7 protein-coding genes are annotated in these 7,029 nt (G+C 70.2%); 2 read left to right on the top strand and 5 right to left on the bottom strand.

The features are described 5' to 3' along the window. Positions 1-359: 359 nt before the first annotated feature. The gene (locus tag ACIBSV_RS49860; RefSeq protein WP_395874523.1) at positions 360-1,367 is read right to left on the bottom strand and encodes a stage II sporulation protein M; all 1,008 of its coding nucleotides are present in this window, start codon (positions 1,365-1,367) and stop codon (positions 360-362) included. A gap of 50 nt (positions 1,368-1,417) precedes the next feature. On the opposite strand from ACIBSV_RS49860, the gene ACIBSV_RS49855 reads away from it, so the two are divergent. After that, entirely contained in the window at positions 1,418-2,473 is a 1,056-nt protein-coding gene (locus ACIBSV_RS49855) for an RDD family protein (protein WP_395874521.1), read from the top strand. Here ACIBSV_RS49855 and ACIBSV_RS49850 read toward each other — a convergent pair. Next, a complete protein-coding gene (locus tag ACIBSV_RS49850; RefSeq protein WP_395874519.1) occupies positions 2,457-3,062 on the bottom strand; it encodes a hypothetical protein in 606 nt (201 codons plus the stop codon). The genes ACIBSV_RS49855 and ACIBSV_RS49850 overlap by 17 nt on opposite strands. A gap of 9 nt (positions 3,063-3,071) precedes the next feature. After that, positions 3,072-3,527, bottom strand: coding sequence for a MarR family winged helix-turn-helix transcriptional regulator (locus ACIBSV_RS49845; protein WP_395874517.1), 456 nt, complete (start codon positions 3,525-3,527; stop codon positions 3,072-3,074). 86 nt (positions 3,528-3,613) lie between these two features. Between ACIBSV_RS49845 and ACIBSV_RS49840 the strand changes: the two genes are divergently transcribed. Further along, a complete protein-coding gene (locus ACIBSV_RS49840; protein ID WP_395874515.1) occupies positions 3,614-4,543 on the top strand; it encodes a zinc-binding alcohol dehydrogenase family protein in 930 nt (309 codons plus the stop codon). A 54-nt stretch (positions 4,544-4,597) separates the two neighbouring features. Here the strand turns inward: ACIBSV_RS49840 and ACIBSV_RS49835 are convergent, their stop codons facing one another. Beyond that, entirely contained in the window at positions 4,598-5,374 is a 777-nt protein-coding gene (locus ACIBSV_RS49835) for an HNH endonuclease family protein (RefSeq protein ID WP_395874513.1), read from the bottom strand. A 157-nt stretch (positions 5,375-5,531) separates the two neighbouring features. Then, positions 5,532-6,980, bottom strand: coding sequence for an adenosylhomocysteinase (gene ahcY, locus ACIBSV_RS49830; RefSeq protein ID WP_395874511.1), 1,449 nt, complete (start codon positions 6,978-6,980; stop codon positions 5,532-5,534). Positions 6,981-7,029: the final 49 nt, after the last annotated feature.

Here is a 7,029-nt window from a genome sequence, read left to right as displayed (position 1 = left end):
TAGCAGATCTTCCGACCCGCTTTTCGTCCGCTGCTTCGTGCTTTCGGCCTTCGAAACTCTCGTTTCCCCGGCTTCCGGCTCTTCGAGCTTAGCAGATTCGGTAACCCGTTTCTGCCGTGCTCCGGCCGATTGGAAATTCCAAAACCACATGCACAAGAACAGCAAATAGCCGAACCCGTCGCGAATGAACGCGACCGATGATCGAGAAATTCGATGGTGATGCTGCGGCAGGAGTGCGATCCTTGACGGACGCCCCGCTCGGCTCTGGCAGAGACTACCAGACTGTCGCGCCGTTGAACAACTTCGCGACAACCCTTCGAATCTACGTGTGCGGTCGGTGGGCTGTCAAGATCACCTCTTCAGGCGACCATCGGCAGTTCGTCCGCGACGTCCGAGGATGTCACATCCCCCCGCTCTCCGGCGAATTCGGCCCGCCGACCCAGGATCAGCACGTACCCGAGGAACAACGACTCCGCCGCCACACCGATCGCGATGCGGCCCCAGGTCGGTAGGCCGGACGGGGTCACGAAGGCTTCGATGACGCCGGATACGACCAGAACCAGGGCCAGTCCGACGGCCATGCCCAGGGCGATCCGGCCCTCCTCGGCGATCGCCCTGGCTCTGGTGCGCGGGCCCGGGTCGATCACCGTCCACCCCAGGCGCAGGCCCACGCCGGCCGCGATGAACACCGCGGTGAGTTCGAGCAGGCCGTGCGGCGTGATCAGGCCGAAGAACACGTCGAGTCGACCCGCGTCGGCCATCAGACCCGCCGAGACGCCGACGTTCATCGCGTTGCTGAAGACGATGAACAGCACCGGCAGGCCCAGCAGGATGCCCAGCGCCAGGCAGCCGGCCGTCACCCACGCGTTGTTCGTGGCCACCTGCGCGGCGAAGGAACTCGCGGGCGCGCTCGAGTAGTAGGTCTCGAAGTCGCCGCCCGGTCGGGTCATCTCCCGGATGTCCTCCGGCGCGGCCACCGCGTCGCGTACCGCCGGGTCGTGGGCGACCCATGCGGCGATGATCGAGGCCAGTGCGAGGAACGCCATCGCCGTCACGCCCCACCAACGGCGACTGCGGTAGACCGCGACCGGGAATCGAACGGTCAGGAAGAGCATCGCGTCCCGCCAGGCCGGCGTGCGGGGTGCGGTGACCGCCGAGCGGGCTCGCGCGGTCAGTGTGGAGAGTCGGCCGACCAGCATCGGGTCCGGCGCGGCGGAGCGGATCGTCGACAGGTGGGTGGCCGTGCGGCGGTACAGCGTGACCAGCTCGTCCACCTCGGGTCCCGACAAGCGCCGTCGGCGGCGGGTGAGTTGTTCCAGGCGTTCCCACTCGTGGCGGTGTACCGCGACGAACACGTCGACATCCATACGGTGCATCCTCTCTGGGAGCGACATCGACGCACACACTGGAGGTGGACGTGTCCGAGCTCGTCACGGGAGAAGCGGTCGCGCTCGACCTGCGCCCCGCGCGGTTGCCCAGCCGGGCACTCGCGATGGTGATCGACCTGGCCGCGCAGTTCGCGCTGCTGTTGCTGACGGTCTGGCTGGTGTCGCTGGCGGTTCCGGACGCGGACGAGGCGCTCGTGGCGGCGTTGTCGTTGTCGATCCTGGTGTTGGTCCTGATCGGCTGGCCGGTGGCGTGGGAGACCGTGACGCATGGGCGCTCGCTCGGGAAGATGGCACTCGGGCTGCGGGTGGTTCGCGACGACGGTGGGCCGGTCCGGTTCCGGCAGGCGCTGGTGCGCGCGTTGCTCGGGTTCTTCGTGGACTTCTGGACCACGGTCGGATGCGGCGCGGTGTTCTCGTCGCTGGCCTCGAAGAACGGCAGGCGTCTCGGGGACATGGCGGCCGGGACGTTCGTGGTGCGTGAGCGCACCCCCGGTGCTCGGCAGCTACCGCTGCCGCTGCATCCGGCCGCCGCGGCGTGGGCGACCGGAATCGAGCTGTCGGGGTTGACCGACGAGCTCGCGTTGGCGATTCGGCAGTACCTGTCGCGGCGCGGTGAGCTCGATCCGGCGATAGAGGCGTCGCTGGGCGAGCGGCTGATGGTGGACACCGCGAACCGGATCGGGATGGGGCCGCCGCCCGGAATGCATCCGGTGGTCTTTCTCGCCGCCGTACTCGCCGAGCGCCAGCGCCGGGACTGGGAGCGGTACACGGCCGCCCGACACGGATACGCCCCCAGCACCCCTCCTCCCGCCGGATCGGAATCGGGATCGGAATGGGGCTCGACACCGACACCAGGACCAGGACCGGGACCAGGACCGACGCAGACCCCGGCCTGGGTGCCGACTCCCCCGCCGGTGCCCCAGTCCCCTCCCACACCGCGACCTCCGGCCCCGCCCGCCCAGCCCGCCCCACCCGCCGAGTCCGCCAAGCCCATCGAGCCCACCGAACCGGCCCAGCCCGCCCCGCCCTCCCAGCCCTCCGAGCCCGCCCGCCGCAAGGATCCCGGCTTCACCCCGCCGTCGTGATTCGGCGGTTCGGCGGGGTGTCGAGGGTTTCCAGTTCGATGCCGGGGGCGGCGAGCACCACGTCGCCGCTCAGGTGCACGATCGCGCGGTCGCCCGTGGCCAGGTCGTCCACCTCGTAGCGTTCGACGATCAGGCCGTCGTGGGTCTCCACCGCCGCCAGCGTCCAGGACTGGTCCACCGTGTGGGCGGCCAGCACCGGTTCGGTCAGCGCGATCAGGCGCAGCCGGGCGGTGCCGCCGGGGGCCAGGTTCAGCAGGGTCGCGGTGGCGATCAGGAAGGCCGGTGAGCGGCCGGTGAAGCCGGCGGCCTTCGCCTCGGCCTCGGTCGCGGGCACGTCCAGGGTCGGGTCCGCCGCGGCGCGCAGCCACACCACGCCGGCGGTGCCGTCCACGACCGTCGCGCCGCCGCGGACCCGCCAGCCGCCGGCGAGCGCCTCCAGGCGCAGCGGTCGGCCGCGCGCGTCGAGGGTCAGGTCGATGCCGCTTCCGGTGTAGCGCCAGCCGATCGGGCCCGGGGCGCAGGAGAAGCGCTCCGTGCCGAGGGGGGTGCCGTCGTGCGGGTCGTGGAAGGAGTAGCTGCCTGAGGGCATGCGCGGACCCTACGACACGGTGGGTGCGCCGGCGGCCACCACGCGGGTGAGCAGGGCGAGGAAGGTGGCTCGTTCGGCGGGGTCGAGCGGGGCGAGGAGTTCGTCCATCGCGGCGTCCACGAGCGGTTCCTGCCGGGCCAGGCGCTGTTCGCCGGCGTCGGTGGTGGTGATCGCGTTCTTGCGCCGGTCGCGTGGGTCGGGGGTGCGGGTGACCAGGCCGTCGGCCTGGAGGGAGTTCAGGATCGTGACCATGTCCTTGGGGTCGACGGCCACCGTGCGGGCGAGTTCGGCCTGGGCGACGGGGCCGTACTCCTGGACCGCGATCAGGACCAGGTGATGCAGCATCGGCATGCCGTCGCCGGCCAGCGCCGCGCGGACCAGTCCGCGGCCGTGCGCCGCGGCTCGGCCGAGCAGCCAGCTCGGCAGGACGCGGATCCGGGCGGGGGCGGGCAGCTTGTCGACCATGGGCGCAGCCTACCCGGGAATCATTGGACTTTCCCACGATCCATCAAATATCATTGGAACTTCCCATGATTTCTGGAGGTGTGTGTGTGCGTCGCGTTCGCTATTACGAGTACGGCGGTCCCGAGGTGCTGCGTGTGGAGGATGCCGAGGCGCCCGAGCCGGGGTCGGGCGAGTTGCTGATCCGTACCGAGGCGATCGGGGTGAGCCTGCCGAGCGTGCGGAAGGTGCGCGAGGGCGGGCTGCCGCTGCCTGGGGTGGTCGGTGGGGACGTGGCCGGCGAGGTGTCCGCGGTCGGCCCGGACGTCACCGGGTACGCGGTCGGGGATCGGGTGGTCGCGATCTCGTTCGCGAACGCGTACGCCGACCTGGCGCTCGCGCCGACCTTCACCGCGTCGCACATCCCGGCCACAGCGAGCGCCGTGGACGCGGTCGCGCTGGTGCGTGGCGGGCAGGTCGCGCTCGGCGCGCTGGCCTCGGCCGGCTCGGTCGAGGGGAAGTCCGTACTGGTCACCGGTGCCGCGAGCGGGGCCGGTCACCTGGCCGTGCAACTGGCCCGCACGCGCGGCGCGCGGCGTGTGGTGGCGGCCGTCGGCTCGCTCGACAAGGCCGACTTCCTGCGTGGCCTGGGGGTCGACGACGTGGTGCGCTACGACGCCGAGTCCTGGGGCGAGCCGGTCGACGTCGTCCTGGACGGCGTCGGTGGTGACGTGTTGCCGCGCGCGGTGGCCGCGCTCGCGCCGTTCGGGCGGCTGGTGTTCTTCAACTCCGGCGGCGGGACCGTGCCCGCGTGGGAACTGCTCGCGGGCGCGCGGACGATCACCGGGATGTCGATGGCCCGGTTCTCCACCGCGTTCCCGGACTTGTACGAGCGGCATCGGCGGGAGTTGTGGGACCTGGCACTGTCGGGCCGGTTGCGGGTCGCGGTGCACGAGACGTTCGCGCTCGCGGACGCGGCGAAGGCGCACGCGGTGATCGAGGCGCGCGCCAATCTCGGCAAGGTCGTATTGCGGCCGTAGGCGGAGTCGGTCACGAGCCGGCCACCCGGTCACTCGGCCGGCCCGCTCACCTGGTCAGCCCGCGCACTGCGCGAGCATCGCCTGCTTGTCCGCGTCGGTCACCGGCAGGTCGTATTTGATCGAGACCTGCGCGTAGCGGACCACGTACGAGCAGCGCACCGCCTTGTTCGGCGGCAGCCACGTCGCCGGGCTCGAATCGCCCTTGCCACCGTTGATCGGGCCGTCCACCGCGAGCAGGTTGAGCGGGTCGTTGGCGAGTCGTCGGCGCTTGTCCGCGTCCCACTGCGCGGCGCCCATCTGCCAGGACGCGCTGAGCGGCACCACGTGGTCTATCTGCACCGCGGACGCCTTGGCCTTGGTGAACGCTATGTCCTTGCCGGAGTAGGGGTCGGACAGCGTCATGGTGGTCACGACACAACCCTTGGCGTCCTTCCATCGGGTCGCCAGGCCGTCCCGCTTGAGGATGTCGTCGCGCGTGTCGCAGCTGTTCCGGCCGAACGGGACATCGGTGACGCTGTCGGTCCAGGCCGGCCCGTACTTCTCCCGGCCGTAACCGGTCTGCGGGCCGCGGCCCTTGGTGTTCACCCGCTCGATCAGCGCCCGGGCCCGGGTCAGGTCGGCGGGCGAAGTCAGCGGCGCCAGGCCCGGCTTGACGCCTTGCTCGTTCTCCAACGGGTTCGCCGCGGCGCTGCCGCCGGGGGCCTGCTCCGGCGCCGAGGCGGCCGTGGCGGAGTCGGCGCCCGCCGCGGATTCGGCCGTGGAGTCGTCGCTCTGGCAGGCGGTCAGCGCGACCGCGGCGAGCAGGATGGATATGTACGTCCGCCGTTGCATGCGACCGCCCCCCGAGGGATGTCGTGTGTCGTTGGTCGATGGCTACCCGCAACAGGCCGGGCGGCGCACGATCCGTGCGCCGCCCGGCCTGGCAGGGTTGATCCGAGTCTTCGGCATCGGCGATCGACGGCGATGCGTCGATCACCGATGGCCGATGTCAGTAGCGGTAGGCGTCCGTCTTGTACGGGCCCTCGACCTTGACGCCGATGTAGGCGGCCTGCTCCTCGGTGAGCGTGGTGAGCTTGACGCCCAGCGCGTCCAGGTGCAGCCGCGCGACCTTCTCGTCCAGGTGCTTGGGCAGCACGTAGACGCCGACCGGGTACTCCTCGGGCTTGGTGAACAGCTCGATCTGCGCGATGGTCTGGTTCGCGAAGCTGTTGGACATCACGAAGCTCGGGTGACCGGTCGCGTTGCCGAGGTTGAGCAGACGGCCCTCGGACAGCACGATCAGCTTCTTGCCGTCGGGGAAGGTCCAGGTGTGCACCTGCGGCTTGACCTCGTCCTTGACGATGCCCGGGATCCTGGCCAGACCGGCCATGTCGATCTCGTTGTCGAAGTGGCCGATGTTGCCGACGATCGCCTGGTGCTTCATCCGCTGCATGTCGGACGCCATGATGATGTTGAAGTTGCCGGTGGTGGTGACGAAGATGTCACCGATCTCGACGACCTCGTCCAGCGTGGTGACCTGGTATCCGTCCATCGCCGCCTGGAGCGCGCAGATCGGGTCGACCTCGGTGACGATCACCCGGGCGCCCTGGCCGCGCAGCGACTCGGCGGAACCCTTGCCGACGTCGCCGTAGCCGCACACGACCGCGACCTTGCCGCCGATCAGCACGTCGGTGGCCCGGTTGATGCCGTCGATCAGCGAGTGGCGCACGCCGTACTTGTTGTCGAACTTGCTCTTGGTGACCGAGTCGTTGACGTTGATCGCCGGGAAGAGCAGCGAACCGGCCTGGAACATCTCGTACAGGCGGTGCACGCCGGTGGTGGTCTCCTCGGTGACGCCCTTGATGCCGGGAGCCATCGCGGACCACTTGCCGGGGTTCTCCGCGAAGGTCGCGCGCAGCAGCGCCAGGAAGACCGTGTACTCCTCGGAGTCGGCGTCGGTCGCGTCCGGGACGGCGCCGGCCTTCTCGAACTCGACGCCCTTGTGCACGAGCATCGTGGCGTCGCCGCCGTCGTCCAGGATCATGTTCGGGCCGTCATGGCCCGGCCAGTTCAGCGCCTGCTCGGTGCACCACCAGTACTCCTCCAGCGTCTCGCCCTTCCAGGCGTAGACCGGTACGCCGCGCGGGTCCTCGGGGGTGCCCTCGGGGCCCACCGCGATGGCCGCGGCGGCGTGGTCCTGGGTGGAGTAGATGTTGCAGGACACCCAGCGCACCTCGGCGCCGAGCGCGACGAGCGTCTCGATCAGCACGGCGGTCTGCACGGTCATGTGCAGCGAGCCCATGATCCGGGCGCCGGCCAGCGGCTGCGACGCGGCGAACTCGCGACGGATCGACATCAGTCCGGGCATCTCGTGCTCGGCGAGGGTGATCTCCTTGCGACCGAACGCGGCGAGGGAGAGGTCGGCAACCTTGAAGTCGCCTTCGAGCTGCGAAGCCATGTTTTGGATCCTCTGCGGAGGGAGTGGATGGGACTGGAGACACACCGGT

It is taken from the genome of Embleya sp. NPDC050154 (assembly GCF_044460165.1).
GTDB lineage: Bacteria > Actinomycetota > Actinomycetes > Streptomycetales > Streptomycetaceae > Embleya.
Note: the sequence above shows the minus strand (reverse complement) of the source record. Positions and strands in the feature narration are given on the sequence as shown.

Coding starts and splice junctions, on each gene's coding strand:
- ACIBSV_RS49860 (WP_395874523.1), bottom strand. CDS start 1,367: ATGGATGTCGACGTGTTCGTCGCGGTACACCGCCACGAGTGGGAACGC.
- ACIBSV_RS49850 (WP_395874519.1), bottom strand. CDS start 3,062: ATGCCCTCAGGCAGCTACTCCTTCCACGACCCGCACGACGGCACCCCC.
- ACIBSV_RS49845 (WP_395874517.1), bottom strand. CDS start 3,527: ATGGTCGACAAGCTGCCCGCCCCCGCCCGGATCCGCGTCCTGCCGAGC.
- ACIBSV_RS49835 (WP_395874513.1), bottom strand. CDS start 5,374: ATGCAACGGCGGACGTACATATCCATCCTGCTCGCCGCGGTCGCGCTG.
- ahcY (WP_395874511.1), bottom strand. CDS start 6,980: ATGGCTTCGCAGCTCGAAGGCGACTTCAAGGTTGCCGACCTCTCCCTC.